Source organism: Metabacillus sp. KUDC1714, from assembly GCF_014217835.1.
Taxonomy (GTDB): domain Bacteria; phylum Bacillota; class Bacilli; order Bacillales; family Bacillaceae; genus Metabacillus; species Metabacillus rhizosphaerae.
Genome location: NZ_CP055263.1, coordinates 1,315,001 through 1,331,858 on the forward strand (window position 1 = coordinate 1,315,001; position 16,858 = coordinate 1,331,858).

14 protein-coding genes (1 of these 14 only partly in view) are annotated in these 16,858 nt (G+C 37.4%); all 14 read right to left on the minus strand.

The genetic code is table 11. From position 1 onward, the window contains the following. On the minus strand, positions 1-1,546 hold the 5' portion of the coding sequence (locus tag HUW50_RS06410; protein WP_311774043.1) for a beta-galactosidase GanA. Its footprint begins 518 nt before the window's first position; only the first 1,546 of its 2,064 coding nucleotides appear in the window; its start codon is at positions 1,544-1,546; its stop codon lies off the left edge, out of view. 29 nt (positions 1,547-1,575) lie between these two features. Further along, positions 1,576-2,424 carry a galactooligosaccharide ABC transporter permease GanQ gene (locus tag HUW50_RS06415; protein WP_396652607.1) on the minus strand — a complete coding sequence of 283 codons (849 nt, stop codon included), beginning with the start codon at positions 2,422-2,424 and terminating at the stop codon, positions 1,576-1,578. 6 nt (positions 2,425-2,430) lie between these two features. Further along, entirely contained in the window at positions 2,431-3,687 is a 1,257-nt protein-coding gene (locus tag HUW50_RS06420) for a galactooligosaccharide ABC transporter permease GanP (RefSeq protein ID WP_066333335.1), read from the minus strand. Positions 3,688-3,830: 143 nt separating this feature from the next. Then, a complete protein-coding gene (locus HUW50_RS06425) occupies positions 3,831-5,108 on the minus strand; it encodes an arabinogalactan oligomer ABC transporter substrate-binding protein GanS (protein WP_185653786.1) in 1,278 nt (425 codons plus the stop codon). A gap of 284 nt (positions 5,109-5,392) precedes the next feature. Further along, positions 5,393-6,385 carry a galactan degradation operon transcriptional regulator GanR gene (locus HUW50_RS06430; RefSeq protein ID WP_185653787.1) on the minus strand — a complete coding sequence of 331 codons (993 nt, stop codon included), beginning with the start codon at positions 6,383-6,385 and terminating at the stop codon, positions 5,393-5,395. A 410-nt stretch (positions 6,386-6,795) separates the two neighbouring features. Then, the gene (locus HUW50_RS06435) at positions 6,796-7,983 is read right to left on the minus strand and encodes a PDZ domain-containing protein (protein ID WP_185653788.1); all 1,188 of its coding nucleotides are present in this window, start codon (positions 7,981-7,983) and stop codon (positions 6,796-6,798) included. 85 nt (positions 7,984-8,068) lie between these two features. Then, positions 8,069-8,416 carry a swarming motility protein SwrAA gene (locus HUW50_RS06440; protein WP_066333320.1) on the minus strand — a complete coding sequence of 116 codons (348 nt, stop codon included), beginning with the start codon at positions 8,414-8,416 and terminating at the stop codon, positions 8,069-8,071. A 173-nt stretch (positions 8,417-8,589) separates the two neighbouring features. Further along, complete coding sequence (locus tag HUW50_RS06445) at positions 8,590-10,047, minus strand: S41 family peptidase (protein WP_066333317.1); 1,458 nt, start codon at positions 10,045-10,047, stop codon at positions 8,590-8,592. 422 nt (positions 10,048-10,469) lie between these two features. Further along, on the minus strand, positions 10,470-11,825 hold the full coding sequence (locus tag HUW50_RS06450; RefSeq protein WP_260445666.1) for a murein hydrolase activator EnvC family protein: 1,356 nt from the start codon (positions 11,823-11,825) through the stop codon (positions 10,470-10,472). 261 nt (positions 11,826-12,086) lie between these two features. Then, complete coding sequence (ftsX, locus tag HUW50_RS06455) at positions 12,087-12,977, minus strand: permease-like cell division protein FtsX (RefSeq protein ID WP_066333312.1); 891 nt, start codon at positions 12,975-12,977, stop codon at positions 12,087-12,089. Beyond that, positions 12,970-13,656 carry a cell division ATP-binding protein FtsE gene (ftsE, locus tag HUW50_RS06460; protein WP_066333308.1) on the minus strand — a complete coding sequence of 229 codons (687 nt, stop codon included), beginning with the start codon at positions 13,654-13,656 and terminating at the stop codon, positions 12,970-12,972. Before ftsE ends, ftsX begins: the two co-directional genes overlap by 8 nt. A 372-nt stretch (positions 13,657-14,028) precedes the next feature. Then, the gene (gene cccB, locus HUW50_RS06465) at positions 14,029-14,343 is read right to left on the minus strand and encodes a cytochrome c551 (RefSeq protein WP_066333304.1); all 315 of its coding nucleotides are present in this window, start codon (positions 14,341-14,343) and stop codon (positions 14,029-14,031) included. Positions 14,344-14,394: 51 nt separating this feature from the next. Further along, positions 14,395-15,255: a YitT family protein gene (locus tag HUW50_RS06470; RefSeq protein WP_066333372.1), complete on the minus strand. Its 861-nt coding sequence runs from the start codon at positions 15,253-15,255 to the stop codon at positions 14,395-14,397. Between the two features lie 412 nt (positions 15,256-15,667). After that, a protein-coding gene (gene prfB, locus HUW50_RS06475; RefSeq protein WP_157094406.1) for a peptide chain release factor 2 occupies positions 15,668-16,769 on the minus strand; the annotation gives its coding sequence in 2 pieces (ribosomal slippage) (positions 15,668-16,696 and positions 16,698-16,769; 1,101 coding nt in all). Positions 16,770-16,858: the final 89 nt, after the last annotated feature.

Sequence of the window (16,858 nt, forward strand, 5' to 3'; positions counted from 1 at the left end):
CACCCATATAGGTTAAATCATGTTCATTCACGATACCACTTATATAGGTCATAACCAATGTACCGCCGCTCGCGACAAATGCTTTTAATCGTGAAATCGTTTCTTCACTTACTAAATAGAGCATTGGAACGATCAATAATTTATACGCAGCAAAATCTTGTTCTTTCGTAATCACATCTACTGAAATATCTTTTTCCCAGAAGGTGCGATAATGCTGTTGTAATGTTTGCGGGTAACGCTTCGTCTTCATTCCAAAGCCTTGTGCATCATTTATCGCCCAATTGTTCTCCCAATCGTACAAAATCGCAACATCTGACGTACGGTTCGTACCCACAACTTCAGATAGCTTTTCTAACGTTTCACCAACTTTAGCAACCTCTTTGAAAACACGATTTTCTGAACTATTATCATGATCGACAACAGCACCATGGAATTTTTCCGAAGATCCACGGGATTTTCGCCATTGGAAATATAGGATACTATCAGATCCATGAGCAAGCATTTGCATCGATGAAAGCAAGTGCATACCTGGACGTTTTGTTTTATTCACATCATGCCAGTTAACTCCACTTGGTGTAGATTCCATTAATAAAAATGGTTGTTGTTTAAGACTTCGGTACAAGTCATTAATAAAGCCTACCTTCATCGCCAAATCAGCTGTACTTTCCCAATCATTGTGCCACGCAGGATACGCATCCCAACTTATAACATCAAGATGTTTGGCAAACTTGCTATAATCTAGTGCTTGAAATGGAATTAAATCAAATGTGTCAGCCATAAAGTTCGTTGTAATTGGAATATTAGGTGTCATTTCTTTTAATGGAACAATTTCATTTTCAAAGAACGAAATCGTCTGGTCAGTTACAAATCGACGCCAATCCAAGTTTAAGCCATGTACGGCATTTTCCCCGATTGGTGATGGGGATTCTACTTGTGACCAATCACTGTACGTGTGACTCCAAAAATTTGTCCACCATGCATCATTTAAAGCTTTTAGATCATGATCATATTTCTGCTTAAGCCAATGTCTAAAGGCATGTTGACATTGATCACAATGACATTCCCCACTATATTCATTTGAAATATGCCACATGATGAGACCTGGATGATTACCATATCTTTCTGCTAACAACCGATTTATATTCTGTGTTTTTTCACGGTAAACTTCTGAACTAAAACAATGATTATGTCTTCCACCATGTAATTGTTTCATTCTACTCGCATTCACACGCAAAACTTCAGGATATTTCTGTGACAACCATGCAGGACGCGCCCCACTTGGTGTGGCTAGAATAATACGTCCGCCATTCTTGTAAATATTTTCGAAAATCTCATCTAGCCATTCAAAGTTATATACCCCTTCTTCAGGCTCAAGTGCGCTCCAAGCAAAGATTCCAACAGAAAACGTATTTGTATGTGAAAGCTTCATCAATTTGATATCATCAGCTAAAATATCTGGTCGATCTAACCATTGATCAGGATTATAATCTCCGCCATGGAGCATAAAGTTTGCTTTTGTTGTATATGTTTTATCACCTTTTGTCATAACGATCTCCTTTTAAAACCATATTTCCATTAACCTTTCGTTCCACCTGCTGTTAAGCCTGATACAAAGTTCTTTTGTAAAAGAATAAAGATTATAGCAATTGGTATACTGATTAAAATTGCTCCTGCTGCGAAAGTTGTGTAGCTTGCACCCATTACATCATTTACAAGGTTATATAAACCAATTGGCAGTGTGTAAGCTTCAGGTGATCTCAGGATCGTCGAGGATAAAACGAAATCTCCAAGTGGACCTGTAAAGCCATTCATCGCAACGACTGCCACCATTGGTCTTGATAAAGGCATAATAATTTGTAAAAAGATTCTCGTATTGCTCGCCCCATCAATCTTGGCACTTTCGTCTAAATCAATTGGAATCGAATCCATATACCCTTTCATTAAATACGTATTCATTGGAATTTGCCCACCAATATAAAGAAGGATTAACAACCAATGACTATTCATCATCCCTAAGATCTGTGCTAAAACGAATAAAGCAATTAACGCTGAAAACTGAGGAATCATTTGTAGCAAGAGAAATAACGTTAAGGCATTCTTTCTACCTTTAAAGCGAAAACGCGAGAATGCATAGGCTGTAAAGGAGACACTCACAATGGTACCTAACATCGTAAACAAACTAATTTTTAGTGAGTTTAAATACCAATGGCCATATTGTAAACTTTCCTTACCAGCGAACAATTCTCGATAATGATCCAATGTTGGATTTTTCGGAATGATTGACGTACTAATTAAGCTGTTACCAGGATTAAAGCTAGCACCAACCGTCCAAAGTAAAGGGTAAATAATGATAACCATCATAAAAGCTAATATTGTATAAGAAATAAAGAGACCAAAGGATTTTTTTGTCTTCATGTTTCTCATCACCTCTTAAGCCCCCTCTTTAAATGAATTTGTTCTTCTGAATTGCCATAAAGCAATCGCTATAACAAAGACAGATAACAAGATCGTTAATGCTGCCGCTAGAGAATATTGACTTGATTGCATCGTTAACTTGTAAATCCAGGAAACTAATATATCCGTCCCTCCAGCCGTTGATCCAGGAACTGCAGGACCACCGCCATTGAAAAGATAGATAATATTAAAGTTATTAAAGTTAAACGTATACTGGGTAATGATTATTGGCGCCATTGCAATTAAAATCATTGGCATTGTAATATTCTTAAACTTCGCAAACACTGATGCACCATCAATTGTCGCTGCTTCATAAAGATCTTCAGGAATTGATTGTAAAACACCAGTTGTCACTAAAAAGATATACGGGAATCCTAACCAGCCTTGCATGAGAATTAAGGCTAATTTTGACCAATTCGCATCTGTCAGCCAAGGAATTGCATCAATTCCAAATGCGGCTAAAATATCGTTATTAACCGCTCCAAAGCTATCATTAAACAATCCAGCAAAAATTAAAATGGTAACAAACCCTGGAACCGCCCATGGTAACACTAGTACTGTACGGATAAACCTCTTAAATCGAATTTCCTTTTGATTCACTAATACAGCTAGGAAAATACCAATACTAACTTGAATAGTAGAAGCTACTAAAGTCCATATGACCGTCCAAGCTAACACATCAAAGAAGGTTGCCCGCCAAATATCAACCGTGAAAATTTCAGCGAATGTTTGTAAGCCTACCCAATCAGCTAAATTAGCAGGTGGGGAATGATATAAGTCGTAGTTCGTAAATGCTAACGCAAAACTAAATAAGATTGGAAAAATGACAGCAAAGATTAAAATAAATAGTGATGGTCCACTTACCACATATGGATAGCCTTGTGAAATTAAATTCTGATACTGAGCTTTAAGAGAACTTAGCTCCTTTTCCTCATCACGTAATTTTCCATTTTTAAACGCATCACGTAAATTTAAGTAATAGATTGCTAGACCAAAACACGTAACGATTACCGCGATTATCCCTTCCGCTAAAAGGAAGACCGAGTTGTCACGCGGCACCTCTGTTCCAAGCGTAAAAAGACCCCAAAACCCCATGTTCAACAGGTCTGCAAATACTGCAAAAAACGATACACCAAGAACTAAGAACATAAAGCCTTTTATCCATTGTTTATTATAAAATTGACCAAGCCCAGGAATAATCGATAATAGTAAGGCAATTCTACGATGTTGCATTTTTTCACCTCTTTATATATAGGAGAAGATCAGATTAATTCATCGATTCCTCCTTATAATAAATGGCGCCAAACTTATATAGCGTTTGACACCACTATTTATGAACTAATTTTTCTATCCTTAACGGACAGGATGTCTACACTTTATTTACCACCGTGTTTTGCTTCAATTTGTCCTTTAATTGTTTCAACCGCTTGATCTAATGCTGCTTTCGGTTGTGCCTTACCCGTAGCGATTGTTTGTAATGCTGCATCTGCTGGTGTCCAAACTTCGTTCATTTCAGGAATATTAGGTGTTAATTCTGAGAACTGAGATTGTTCCGCAACAGCTTGTGCTGCCTCACTTTCTGCTACAACAGGATCATTTGCTAAAGCTTGTACCGCTGGAACTTCTTTTGTTACTTCAAAACGTTTTTTAGAGTTTTCTTCGTTCGCAAGGAATTCCACTAACTCTTCAGCAAGCTCAGCATTTTTTGAATAACTGCTGACATTGTAGCTTTTCACACCAACGAATGAGCTCATGTTTTCACCATTTGATAATGCTGGTAATTTAGCTACACCGAAATTAACTCCTGCCTTTGTAAAAGGATCAATATTCCAAGGGCCAGAGATAATAGCTGCAGCTTTTCCTTCTGTGAATAAAGATTCTAATACATTAATACCTTGTTCTCCGATAATTCCTGCTGGGAACAATCCCTCTTGATAAAACTTCTGAATGTACTGCGCACCTTCAACTGCACCTTGATTGTTTAAACCGATATCAGCTGCATCAAATGCACCGCTATCATCTTTACCAAAGATATATCCGCCATATCCACTCAAAACACTTTGCGCATAATAAATTTGATCAAATAATGCCAAGAATCCAAACTTTTCACCATCAGTTACTTCTTTAGAAAACTCATACCATTCATCTAATGTTGCTGGTAGCTCTTCCTCAGAAACAAGATCTTTATTATAATAAAGCATTGTTGTTTCAACTGCTTTTGGTAATCCGTAAACTTTGTTATCTACTTTTTGCGACTGCATAGCAACTTCAGTATAAATAGATTGTATATCTTCACTAACATCCAATTCTTTAATTAATCCTTCTGTCACTGCCGTTCCAATTTGGTCACCAGGCATTGTCAATACATCTGGACCTGTACCAGCTGGACCATCTAAACGTAAATCTTCAATTTGCTGAGCATAAGCCTTTTCTACAACTTTTACGGTAACATCATGCTCTTCTTCAAATTTTGCAACGGCATCTTTAATACCTGATGATTTCTCTATATCTTCCCACACTAATAATTCCTGAGTTTTCGTTTCGTCCTTAACCTCTGAACCTTCTTCACTACTTTCCTGAGGTCCACAACCAACTAGCGCTAAACTTAAAGCAATACCACTCATCATTCCAAATAACTTTTTATAGCTCTTCATGGAGAATACATCCCTTCAAAATAGATTCAAAACGATATCATTTAAGGTGAAAGCGTTTTACAAGAATAAATATAGCACCTGCAAGAAAACTTGTAAACAACTTTTTTACTACTATAAGTAAAAAAGTTTACGAAAATAAAAAGTTGTTTACCTTTTGCAATGGAAGTCTATTAGGTGCGCAGCGCCGGTACCGGATAACAAAGCATTATCACAGCACTAATTAGTAGTTTCCTTCACAACAAAAAAATAACTTAGTTTCCTAAGTTATTTTCAGCTTAACTGATTTAATTTGTACTCTTTCTAATTACTAATTCTGATCCAAGGTATAATGTTTTAACAATCTTCCGTTTTTTTATGACTCGTTCTAGCAGTAATTCGATTGCATTTATACAAATCTCCTGCAAGTCAATATGAAAAGTAGTTAAAGGTGGCGATACATACTTCGCAACACTAATATTATTAATGCTAATAATACTTACTCTATTAGGTATTGCAATCCCCTTTTCATTCAACGCTTGAAGACAACCAACTGCAATCGGATCCCCAGCTACGAAAAAGGCTGTTGGTAACTGATCTCCCAATTTTTCAATTGCATTCGTCATCAAATTATAGCCATTATCAACAGAAAATCCTCTATGACAAAAAATATAGTCATCCTTCAATAAACCTTTTTCCATCATATAGTTACGAAATGTTCGTTCACGTATATCCATTTCATCTTCATCCGTGTTGGGATTATGATATGTACCCCCAACTAAACCAATATCTTTATGTCCCTTTTCAATTAAAAAGTCAATTGTTGTTGTTGTCACTTGCGCTAAATCGGGTCTTACTGAATCATAATGATTTGGATCAGGTGTAGAATCAATAAACACTCCGTTTGGCGTTATCCCTCTTAAATATTCTAACTCTTTATCCGAGAAGGTACCTACTGCAATGAACCCTTCGATATTATCTGGGATTTTTGTGATTCCTTCAGTAATTTTATAGGTTGTTAACTCTACATTAAATTCTCCTGCAAGTTTCTCTATTTCTAACCTCATCGTTTTAAAATAGACATCTTCTAATTCTTCTTTATCTGTAAGCCAATATAAAAAAGCAATATTTTTCACGATTAACCTTAATGTTTTCTTACGATAATTTAATTTATCAGCAACCTCATAAATTTTGTCTCTCGTCTCATCTGGAACAGAAAGGCTAAGGTCATTATTTAAAACACGAGAAACTGTAGAAATAGAAAACCCCGCTTCTTCTGCAATATCTTTAATTGTCGCCATTCTTCCCACCTCCATTATTGGTACCTTTCATTTTACACTCTAAAAATGGATAACTATTTCTATGTCTTATTATCCTAAGTAATAGTATATTTCACAAGTAAAATATTTTACTAATATTTTTACTCATTTACGTAAGAAAGTCAAGATGCTAATTCATAATACAAACTTTTTTCCTATTTTAGAAAAGAGGGACGTAATATGTTATGTAATCAATGAATAACTCTTCCTTTTTGGTTGCGCTATCATAAAAATGTATATAAAAATAGCAAAATTAATTTGGTTATTAATTTTGCCATTTTTACGCTTATTTCTTTATGGTTAATAAATTTTTAAAATCTCAATATTTTTAATGATTAATCCTATAGAAACTGGAAAAATTTGTACAGATTCCGGATTATATTAAACTACAATTATACCGCTTCAATTTCCCACTTCTTCTCATCAACAACAAAAAGAATCCCCAATTCATGATGCTCACCTTCATACAATGCGCGCTGAACAAAGCGAATTTCACCATTAAAGCCGATGACTTCTAGTTTACAAAATGCACGATTTTTCTGTACAGATTGGTAAAACTCCTCGACTGTTTTCACAGCATGTCCATTCACCTTTGTCACCATTTCCCCAACCTGCAAATTCATTCTCTCAGCTGGTGATTGTGGAAGAATTCCTAAGACCATTAAGCCTTGATCTCTTTTTGAAAAATAAAATGCAGCAGATTTGTCGTTCACTCTTTGACGGATTGTAATAAATTCCCGACCAACTATTGCAATGATAATGGCGATAAAGGCAGCAACTGTAAACCAAATACTTACGACAGAAAGGAATAAAGTCAGTACACCTAGCCAAATAACGCGGTGTCCCGTAACCTTAATACTTTCTTGTGGAAGTGACCCTTGAACACGTTGATGAAAGCCAATGAAGAATGGAATGAACATAAGTAAAAATGGCTCTCCATTAATCGTTAAAATTGGCCACCACGGGAGAGTTGAGGTTAGCGTGCCACCTGGTACAAGAAATAACAAGGGCAACATCCATGTACGGTTTGCTACATGAGTACCAATCGGTAAGCCCCTTGTACTCGTTTTCAAGAAAGGTGAAGTGTTTTGGTATGCAGTACGGTAAATCAATACACCTTCCGCAATAATCATTAAGCCTGCAACTATACTAAGTGACGAGTAGCTTGTTTCAGATAATCCTACAAAAAATTGTTCAAAGCCACCAGCATCTACATTTGTTATAATCGCAGTTGCAAAGAGCGTTATCCCAATTGAAAAAGCAGCTGAAAGCCAACGTAACTGAAATGTAAACCCTAATAGAGCTGTGACAGTCGTTAGTAACACAATTGTTCCAAATGGTAAGCTTAACCCAATTCCAAAGAGGACGAGCGATGCGATACAACCTATGAGTAATCCCTTTGTATAAGTAAATTTCATTTCGTTGTAAATGTCCTGGACACGTACATGGAAGGATTTCCTTTCGCGCTTTATGCGAAAGTAGCCGTATGCTAGTGTCAACAGAAGGAACAAATAAAAGAGTGGATGAATAAAGAAACGTCCAATTGCCCAAAGCAACTCAAGTAACCAATTTTCTATCAAAACAGAATCCCACCTTACTGTTTCTACCCGTACGAATCTAGTAGGTTATTCATATTTTACCATCTAAGGAGAGGATTGAGTATGCTTATTTTAAGTTATTCCACAGACTAGTATTAGACAGTGAAAAATCATTCAAAGAATTACCTACCTCAATATGTAAAATCTCCTCGATCATTTGCATTGACTTCTTTATATCTGTCAAACTAAGAGACAAGCGCTTATGATTATCTAATAAATACGTAAAATATTTCTGAACACTAGCTTTGTCCACCTGGTCAATCTCTTTAATCGTTGTATAATTTGCTAAATACATACAAAACAATCGAATCCATTTACTAGAACTAGCATATGAATGCGCTGCCGAATTCTTTTCACTTAACTCCGAAATTAAATGTTGATAAACCTGTTCCTTCAGGTAACTGGACTTTTTCATGTTGAACCCCCCGGTCTTCTCTCTTATATTAAATACCTAAGATACCTAAGATCTCTTTATTTATACTATTTCGGAACGGCTGGTAATTTTACGTCCTTATGTGATGAATTAAAATGGGGACAGTCCCTCACCGCTTTAAAGCGGCGGGGGACTGTCCCCAAACACTCAAACATTTATTCAAACAACGCCTTGATCCCTGTTTTTAACTGGAGGTCATTTTCTTCTTTCCCTTTTAATTCAACTATTTTTTGATTTAGTGTATCTGCAGTTTGGAGATCGATTTTTCCGTTTATTGGTAGTTCATTTGCTTCTTGAAAGGCTTTTACAGCTGTTTCTGTTTCCTTGCTATAGTAGCCATCTTCTCTTCCCGGTTTGAAGCCTAGCCCTTTTAAAATAAGTTGCGCTGTTTTTACCTGGTCATTATTCATATCAGGCTCTAAACTTTTTTCGAGCTGGATCGGGCTTAATTGGAATATTTCTGGCTGCTCTACCTTAATGGTTGGCTCAACACCTTTTTTGTGGATCCAGTTCCCTTCAGGTGTTAACCATTTATAGAGGGTTAGTTTAATGTTACTGCCATCTCCCATTGGTACTGCCTGTTGTACAGTTCCTTTACCAAAAGAGGTGACACCGACTATGTCATAGCCTGACGCTTCCTTTAAAGCCCCCGCAAGGATTTCAGAAGCTGAAGCACTCCCTTTATCGATTAACACGCTGACAGGGTATTCCTTTTTCTTAGTGAGTGATGAAAAGTAACGCTTTTTATCACCGTTTCTCTCTTCAATTTGGATATAAGGCTTTTCCTTTGTTACAAATTGTTTTAGAACTTCCTCCACACTTTGCAGGTAACCACCAGGATTTCCACGTACATCTAATACAAGCCCTTCAATATTATCTTTTTCTAGCTTTGTTAGCGTCTTTTGAAAGTCTTCCGCTGTATTTTCAGAAAAAGAGGTTATTTGGATGTACCCTACCTTTTTCCCTTTATACTCCTTTGTTGAACCAATAACGGTTTCAAGTGGAATTTCATCACGAACAACATCAAATGTTATCTTTTCCCTTGAATTTGGTCGTACAACCTCAATTGCTACCTTTGTTCCTTTTTCACCACGAATCTTTAACACTGTTTCATGAAGATCTAATCCTTCTACATCTTCACCATCTATGCTAACAATCTGGTCATTTGGTTGAAGTCCAGCCTTTTCGGCAGGAGATCCCTTGAAAGGAGCAACAATGGTTACTCTACCACTTTTCATGCCAACCTCTGCACCAATTCCTTCAAAGGAAGAATCAAGTGACTGCGAGAATTGCTTTGCCGTTTCCTTATCCATGTACACTGAGTACGGATCATCTAATGTGGAGAGCATGCCTTGGATCGCCCCTTCTAACAGCTCCTCCTCATCTACTTCCTCCACATAGCGAGTTGAAATTAACTCAAGTGCTTGTTTGAATTTATCAAACCCCTCAATTTCTGATGCCTGTTCTTCTGCATTAAAAACACTACCAAGTGTCGGGACTGCCTCAACTTCTTTTGGAGCTTCATGAGCAGATAACTCCATTCCAACATACATGCCACCTGCCCCTACTACTAATGCTAATGCGATCAACAATGCTGTTATTCTCTGATTCATCCTATACCTCCTATTTCCAATGTAGCCAGGTTTATGTAAAACAGCTGATATTTAGACTTTTTTTAGTATATGTCAAGCTTGTACAAATCATGTAAGGCAATCTAAGAAAAGCGGAAGCGCCTTGAACAGACTAAGGCAGGCATAAGACGCTCAGGAATAGAAGACGTTCTTTGTCTTCAATTCCTGAGTGGCTGTAGACCTAAGAGGGTCTAGGCGCTGGAGCTAGACACCAAACTGATTAAGAAAAGATATAAATTCTGGTGTAGAACAAAAGCACTCGTTTAGGGACGCATGAATAGAAGCACTCCGTATGAGATATAGGATTCGCTTTTTTATGCTAATTTAGCGATGAGGAATTTAATGCGTTAGACACAAAAAAACCTCTAAAACATGATGTTTTAGAGGTTTTTGAAAGGGTATGTTTATGGTAGATAGCTTCTAGGATTTACAGAGCTTGATGATCCGTTCCATGGCCCTTTGTGAATTTCAAAATGTAAATGTGGTCCAGTTGATTGCCCAGTCGAACCTAAAGTACCTACTTGTTGACCTTTAGATACGGACTGACCTGCACTTACATAGCGAGCTTCCATATGGGCATATAAGGTTGTATAAACTTGTCCATTAATGTTGTGTGAAATGTAGACTACATTTCCATAGCTACTAGAATAATGTGAACGGATAACAGTCCCACTAGCTGATGCAACAATTGGAGTACCTGTACTATTTGCAATATCTATACCTGAATGTAATTTTTGATTCCCTGTAATCGGATGGATACGATATCCATATTCAGAAGAATGTCTTCCTGACGCTGGCCACATAAAGTTACCACTTGAAACAGCTGGTTTTTCTGTTGAAGCTGTTGAAGTAGTTGAGCCTGGAGACGAACTTGAGCTTGAGCTTGAACTTGAACTCGAGCTTGAAGTAGCAGCTGCTTTCTTCTTAGCTTCTTCTGCCGCTGCACGAGCTGCTTCTTCTGCGGCTGCACGAGCTGCTGCTTCGGCTGCCTCTTTTTGTCTTTGTTGTTCTAGTTCAATTGCCTTTGCTTGTTCCGCCAAAAATTCTGCTTCATCTTCTAATTCATGAACTTCATGAACCGCTTCATCATGCTGCAGCTCTACTTTTTTCATAAGTTCTTGCTTTTGTTTGACTTGAGCACTTAATTGTTCCTTAAGACCTTCTAATTCAGTTAGTGATTGTTCTAACGATTGAAGCTGGCTATTTAGATCTGCCTCTGCTTGCTCTAAAAGTTGTTTATCCTCTTCATGTGCTTTAAGAATTTCACGGTCTGCTTCGACAATTGTTGTAACGGCACTAACACGTCCGACAAAGTCACCAAAGCTTTGAGCACCAAGTAGCACATCTAAATAGCTAACCATACCGCCACTCTCTTGAAGAGAACGTGCACGGTCTTCTAATAATTTATTACGCTCAGCAATTCTTGCCTTTACAACTTCAATTTCTGCTTTTAACTCTTCAATCTTTTTCTTTGTTTCCTCGATAGTAGCTTCTTTTTCTCTAATTTCACCGTTCGTCTCAGCAACTTGCATATCAATGTTTTTGATATCCGCGTTAAGCTGTTCTTTCTCTTGCTCTAGGTTTGTGATTTCACTTTCCTTTTCATCAATACTAGAAGATACGTCAGATTGCTTGCTTTGAATATCCTTCTTTTTCTCATCTAACGTTTCAGCGAAGGCAAGATTGTTATATGGCAGAAATAACCCGCTTGTCCCAATGATCGCAGCCAAGCTGAACGTTACTATTTTTCTTTTCATCATGTTTTTCTCTTTCCTCCCCTGCATTATGTATCAAAAGCGCAAGCGCCTTGGTCAGCGACGTATGAACTGGAGCACTCCGTATGAGATAAAGGAAACACGAAGAGCGTAAGCGATTCGATGTTGACTTAGCGTATAAGGAGTGTGAAGTTCACTAGGCGCTAGGCGCTGGAGCTGGATGTCGAGCTCATATCCATAGTCCAAGAATTTTATAATTTCCTAATCTACAAAAACTAGTAAACTAGCAGTCAAAAAACTGCTAGTTTACACTTTTAAGAATTTACGTACTGACATTAAGCTTCCCCATACACCGATTAAAGCACCGATTAATAATAGGATGGCTGATACTTGGAATACGAATGGACTAAACGGCAAGAACTCAACAAACGAGCCTTGAAGCTTTGGTAAAGCCCATGTGTATAACGATTTGTATACTGCTATGATAAGCACGATCGGAACAACCGCACCGAGTACTCCTAAAAATAAACCCTCTAAGAAAAACGGCCAGCGTATAAATCCATTTGTGGCACCAACAAGTCTCATAATTTCGATTTCATGTCTACGAGCGAAAATCGTAATTTTAATTGTATTAGATATTAAGAACATCGCTGTAAAAATCAGACCTATAATAAGACCTAATCCAATATTTCGAGAAAGTGATATAACATCAAAAAGCTTTTCAACTTCATCTTGGCCATATTTCACTTTTGATGCATTTTCAAATTTTGCAATTTTATCTGCAATTAGCTTTGTATCCTGTGGTTCTTTTGCTTTGACAACAAAAACATCGTTTAATGGATTATTTTGCTCAAAAAGCTCAAAGGATTCTCCTTCTTCACCTAAACTCTCAACTAAGTTATCTAACTCTTTTTCCTTAGGAGAGTAAACAATAGAATCTACCTCTTTAATCTTTTCGATCTCACTTTTAAGCTTTGCTTGTGCATCCTCTTTAGCGGTTACATCGATAAGAACACGAACTTCAACATCGTTTTCAAGATTATCTGCAACATTGTTTAGGTTCATCATAATGACTAAGAATGTACCAACTAAAATTAATGTCACAGTTACTGCACTGACTGATGCAAACGTCATCCATGCATTTCTTGCTAGACTCTTTAAACTTTCACGGAAATGACGACCAAGAGTATTAATCATATAAACCGTACTCCCCTCTTGCTTCATCACGCACAATCTTTCCATCTTCGACTGCGATGACACGCTTTTTCAACGTATTTACAATTTCCCTGTTATGTGTTGCCATAACAATCGTTGTACCACGATTATTGATTTCCTCAAACAGGTGCATGATTTCCCATGACGTATCAGGATCAAGGTTACCAGTTGGTTCATCCGCGATCATTACTGCAGGATTGTTAACGATTGAACGCGCAATAGAAACACGTTGCTGTTCCCCACCTGATAATTCATTAGGGAAGAATCGTGCCTTATGCTTAAGCTGAACTAAATCTAGTACGTCTAGTACTCTCTTTTTAATATTTTTTTGGTTTTCACCGATCACTTCTAATGCAAAAGCAACATTTTCAAAGACTGTTAGCTTTGGTAATAGTTTAAAATCCTGGAACACAACACCAATACTACGTCTTAACATCGGAACTTTATTTTCCTTAAGCTTTGATAAATCGACACCATTAATGATGATCTTCCCGCTTGAAGGTTTTTCCTCACGGTACATCATTTTAATAAATGTTGACTTCCCAGCTCCACTAGGTCCAACTACATAAACAAACTCACCTTGGTTAATCATTATATCAAGCCCATTAATGGCTAAAACACCATTGGGATATGTTTTATATACTTCTGACATTTCTATCATAGAAAAACCACCTAATAGTTGTTTTTATTTGGAAATATGTCGTTCATTGTCGTAAATTGTCGACTAAACAGACATAATAATTCCTTGTCTTCAAAACTACAAGATTTATTATACCATCAATTTTCGTCAAAAATAGACTAAATTTATATTACAATTTCATTTCAAGCATATTAAACCTTCAAAAACCTTGATATAATAAGTTTTTTTGAGGGTTGTATGGGATAATGTGACAAAAGGATTATGTATAAGTAAGCGTTTTACTATTAAAATTTTAGAACCTTCTGACTAATATTGCAAGAAAAAATAAAAAAAGGATGACCTTTGTCGGAGTCAACCTTTCATTTTATTACAATATATTTCATTTAGGGCGATTTATTTTTTCTCTGCCAACCATGTTGCGACAACTTCAGCGTCAGCATCCTGTAATACTCCCGGCATGCCTCCACGACCGTTGATTAGGATCTCTTTTATTTCTTCTTTTTCATATTTCGCTCCGACTTCACGTAAGTCTGGACCATTTTTGCCTTCTAGATTTTCACCATGGCAGCCAATACAGCTTTGTTGAACGATCGTTTCTGCATCACCGCTAGCCTCGCCTTTTGCTTCTTCCTTAGGCTCTTCTCCACCACCACAAGCGCCAAGAATAACCGATGTTCCAAGTAATAATGTAAGTAGCTTGGTTTTCAACAGGATTTCCTCCTTCATTATGTATATAATTTCTAGGTTATTATAACCTAACTAGGCACGTTTGAAACCTTCGCCAAGAACCTCTGAAGCATCTGTTACAGTAACAAATGCATATGGATCAATGCTTTTAACGAGTTGTTTCAATTTTGTGAATTCCGTTTGATCAACAACACACATTAAAACGGGTCGTTCATTGTTCGTAAACCCCCCGTGTGCCGCTAACCGGGTCACACCTCGATCAATTTCATGGAGGATCGCATCCTGAATCTCCTTTTGCTGATTAGTTATTATCATCGCCATTTTCGAACGCCCCCAGCCAATTTGAACGATATCAATCGTTTTACTCGTCACATATAAGCCGATTAACGCATAAAGCCCTCTTTCAATATCGAACACAAACGCCGCCGCTAGCACGATAAATCCATCTAGTAGTGCTACACAAGTACCAAGTGTAAGCCCTGTATACTTATGAATAATTTGTGCAGCAAGATCTGTCCCTCCAGTTGATGCCTTTCCTCTAAATACAATACCTAAACCAAGTCCGATGGCAATTCCACCAAATAATGAACCGAGCAAAGGATCCATTGTGGCCGGCTCCCAGTTTCTCGTAAGATAGACAACAAGTGGTACAAAAATAGTTCCAACTAATGTTTTGATACCGAATTGTTTCCCTAATAAAATCACACCGGCGATAAATAGCGGAATATTAAAGGCCCACTGCACATACGCAGGCTCGAATCCAAATGTCGCATCAAGGATCGTACTAATACCACTTACACCACCCGATGCAACTCGATTTGGCAGTAAAAATAAATTAAAACCGATCGCAACGAATGATGAACCAATTAATATGTATATGTATTCAATCACTTTTTCTAGCCTAGGATTGTATGAATGATTTCTTTTGCGAATCAATAGGAAATGTACCTCCTTTTTAGCTTTTTTGTTATTCATGAGATGTCCTAAATGAGTATAGCACTCGTTATTTTGTCTGTGAATGACAGCTAAATAACGTGGTAACGAGGTAAAGAGAGGGTAATTTTTATTAGTGTTTGCTACTTTGGAGAAAAAATTACGAAGTGGGGTTTTATAGAGGAAAAAGTTCATAGAAATGTGAGGCACTATAGAAGGTTTAGAGGAGTTAACTAGTGATTCTTGCAAGTTTGGATACTAATTTTGCAACTTTTATTAATAATTTTGCAAATGCGGATGATTTTTTTGCAACTTTTACTGATAATTTTGCATTTGACTAATTCAATGCCCTTAGCCCCAGCTATAAAAAAAGCAACCCGATTGCGTTCACAATACGAGTTGCTTCATTATTTTATGATAATTTCGAACGTAAGAACGCATCAATAAACGGATCTAATTCTCCATCCATGACCGCATGTACGTTTCCGATTTCTGTATTGGTACGGTGATCCTTTACCATTGAATATGGGTGGAATACATAAGAACGAATTTGGCTGCCCCAGCCGATGTCCTTTTGCTCACCACGGATTTCCGCAAGCTCAGCTTCTTGCTCTTCAATTCGTTTTTGATATAGCTTAGCTTGAAGCATTTTCATAGCACGCTCACGGTTTTTAATTTGGGAACGCTCTGTTTGACATGTCACAACAATATTTGTTGGCACATGTGTGATACGAACAGCAGAGTCAGTTGTATTAATATGCTGTCCACCAGCTCCACTCGCACGGTACGTATCAACTTTTAAATCTTCAGTCCGAATTTCGATATCGATTTCTTCATTAAATTCAGGCATAATCTCACAGGAAACGAATGAAGTATGACGACGGCCTGATGAATCGAAAGGTGAAATACGTACTAAGCGATGAACGCCTTTTTCTGCTTTTAAGTAGCCATATGCGTTATGTCCTTTGATCAGGAGGGTAACACTTTTTATTCCAGCCTCATCACCTGGTAAATAATCAAGCGTCTCAACCTTGAAGCCTTTTTTCTCAGCCCAACGTGTGTACATACGTAATAGCATTGAGCCCCAGTCTTGAGACTCCGTTCCACCAGCCCCTGGGTGTAGCTCAAGAATCGCATTATTTTTGTCATGCTGCTCACTTAGTAACAGTTGAAGTTCAAAGTCATTCAACTTCCCTACTAAATCCTTGATTTCAGAAACAAGCTCTTCCTGTAAATCCGCATCCTCTTCTTCTTTCACGAGTTCATAAGTTAATTGAAGATTCTCATATGACTCATTTAACTCATGAAACTGGTCAACCATTTCTTTTAATGCGTTTGTTTCATTTATTACCGTTTGTGCAGCGTTTTGGTTATCCCAAAAATCAGGTGCAGTCATTTGCCCTTCTAGTTGCTGAATACGAGCTTCTTTTATATCGAGGTCAAAGAGACCCCCTAAAGTCCGCTAAACGTTTAGCTGTTTTTTCAAGCTCTTGTCGAATTTCTACTAATTCCATTGCAGTCACCTCGGGTTTAATTTGTGTTGTCAGGATAAATCCGCAAACAAGAGAGAGGTGTAATGTCACCTCTCTCAGTTTAAGTAATT